We start from the raw sequence: 2,538 nt of genomic DNA, 5'->3' as shown, positions 1-2,538 counted from the left end.
AGGATAGCTATGAGGGCCAACTGAATAACCCGCTGACGTTGAATTTGTATACGTACGCTCAAAACAATCCGTTAATTTATACCGACCCAACTGGTCATAAAGTGTATCTTATTCATGGTACCTTCTCGGACGGAAATACTTGGACCGACGATTTTGTGGATTATTCTGAGAAATTATTTAACGAGGAAAGTGAGAAATTAAATTGGACGGGTAAAGATAGCAATAATGCCCGTTCTAATGCAGCTGATACTTTTGTAGAACAGGTGTATGCATGGCATTTAGAAAACCCTGACGAGCCAATAAGATTAGTGGGACATAGTCACGGAGGGAATGTGGCTATTATGTTAACTAACTTGATGGCTGAGAAAGGCGTGAAAGTGGAAACCTTAATAACTATAGCAACTCCAGTCAGGGGATATAAACTCAAAACAGAGGTCGGGCAACATATTAATATGTATAATAATAGGGACTTTGTTCAAACAGAATTGGGAGTCCCAAAGTGGAAGATTATATTGGGGATTTCAGGTTCACGTAAAATGAAAGGTGCAGATAACGTACGTGCCAAAGATGCAGAGAAGAAAGGCACTAAAATTCAAGCTCATTCAAGTATGCACAGTAATATAGATATTTGGAAAAAGTATATTGAGCCAATATTAAAATTGTAACAGTAATCTACATCTCAATGGGGGGGCGCATATGCAGATATGGTTACGGCTACTGCTGATAGCAGTAATAATAATTAGTGCTTCATCGATTGTTTGGTTTCTTTTAGGTTCAACAGCTTATTTCCAACGAGGTATGGATATTATCGGAACTACCGTATTTTGGAGTGCTGCTGTGCCCACGTTCTTGTTAATTGGATTATTTACTATCCTAATAATTAAAGGATGGACTCCTACGAGCGGAGGACAGTACGTTGTGGTTTTCATAGGACTGGTAGTATCTATATCACTCTCAGTTGGACTAAGCCAAAGTGTAAGCAAATACGGTTGGGCGAACGAAAAGATTGAAAGCGACACAGTAAAAGTTACTGCTGACAACAAATATGAATACCGAATTGACTTAATTAATTTATTCCAAAAGAACAGTCATGCTCGACTGTACTTAAAAGATTCAGGCTCGGGAACGGAAACTCACATTCCTGTCGATATTCAGACGAGAAAGATTGTAGGACTTGGGGTAAAGAAGGTAAATCACTGGGTCATGCTAGAGCCAACGGACAATTCATCGGGATATATTTTGTATACAACAAAAGAACTTGGCATACCAGAAGAAAAATTTGAAATTGACGTCAAGACAGGAACATCGGTTAGACTCGAGCAGTAATAATTTTGTATAAACCACAATGCAGTTCACACTCCATGCGGTCTTTTCTTTGTAATACGACTGCGCCGTTCTCGTATTAGTGAATGTACAAACATAATGGTTCGCCTAGCGGCAGCATAAAGAACCTATCCCTAACCTGATGACCAGAGCAAACGGCTTACCCACAAGCTGATTCCCCCGCAGGAGTGGCTTGCAGCCTTTCACCATCGTTGGACAGTATCTCTGTCTCCAACGTCCAAAAAGGCTGTAAGCCGCCCTGCGGCCAACGAATCAACAGCGGGCAAGCCGGTTGTTCCATCAGGTTTGGGCTCGGCGCGGCTGTCGCCGGGCCAGCAAAACCTAACCCCAGCCTTGCGGCAGCATAAAGAACCTAACCCTAACCGGATGACCAGAGCAAACGGCTTGCCCACTAGTTGATCCCTCCGCAGGAGTGGCTTGCAGCCTTTCTCTTTCGTTGGACAGAATCCCTGTCCTCAACGTCTAGAAAGGCTGTAAGCCGCCCTGCGGCTCACGAATCAACAGCGGGCAAGCCGTTTTGTTTCATCAGGTTTGGGCCATGGCGCGGCTGTCGCCCGGCTATTAAAATCTAACCCCCAGCCTTGCGGCAACATAAAGAACCTAACCCTAACCTGATGGCCAGAGCAAAACGGCTTGCCCACAAGTTGATTCCCCCCGCGAAGTGGCTTGCAGCTTTTCCGTTTCGTTGGACAGCATCACTGTCTCCAACTTTTAGGAAAGCTGTAAGCCGCCCTGCGGCCTATGAATCAACAGCGGGCAAGCCGTTTGTTTCCATCAGGTTTGGGCTACGGCGCGGCTGTCGCCGGGCCAGCAAAACCTAACCCCCAGCCTTGCAGCAGCATAAAGAACCTAACCCTAACCTGATGGCTAGAGCAAACGGCTTGCCCACAAGTTGATTCCTCCGCAGGAGTGGCTTGCAGCCTTTCATTTCCGTTGGATAGAATCCCTGTCTCCAACGCTTTGAAAGGCTGTAAGCCGCCCTGCGGCTCGTGAATCAACAGCGGGCAAGCCGTTTGTTTCCATCTGGTTCGGGTTCAGGGCATTGGTTGTCACCGTCAGGTACGATCTTAAAACCTTCCGCCTACGGCGCTAATCAATTGATTTAAAGATCTTCCCCCCACCCCCTGTTCTTGACTTGTAATGCTTCGAAGATTCGACAAAATCATCCAGATTTATACTGTCCTTTGGTATAAT

The 2,538-nt window shown here is 45.5% G+C and carries 2 protein-coding genes; both read left to right on the top strand.

The features are described from left to right. Positions 1-665: PGAP1-like alpha/beta domain-containing protein (locus tag ACFO1S_RS21620; protein WP_378127550.1), on the top strand; the 665-nt coding region annotated here is incomplete at its 5' end. Between the two features lie 31 nt (positions 666-696). Next, a complete protein-coding gene (locus ACFO1S_RS21615; RefSeq protein WP_204606407.1) occupies positions 697-1,326 on the top strand; it encodes a hypothetical protein in 630 nt (209 codons plus the stop codon). Positions 1,327-2,538 lie beyond the last annotated feature (1,212 nt).

The organism is Cohnella boryungensis, from assembly GCF_042651945.1.
In the GTDB taxonomy this organism is placed as follows: domain Bacteria; phylum Bacillota; class Bacilli; order Paenibacillales; family Paenibacillaceae; genus Cohnella; species Cohnella boryungensis.
This window is presented reverse-complemented; position numbering and strand designations above follow the sequence as displayed.

Coding starts and splice junctions, on each gene's coding strand:
- ACFO1S_RS21615 (WP_204606407.1), top strand. CDS start 697: ATGCAGATATGGTTACGGCTACTGCTGATAGCAGTAATAATAATTAGT.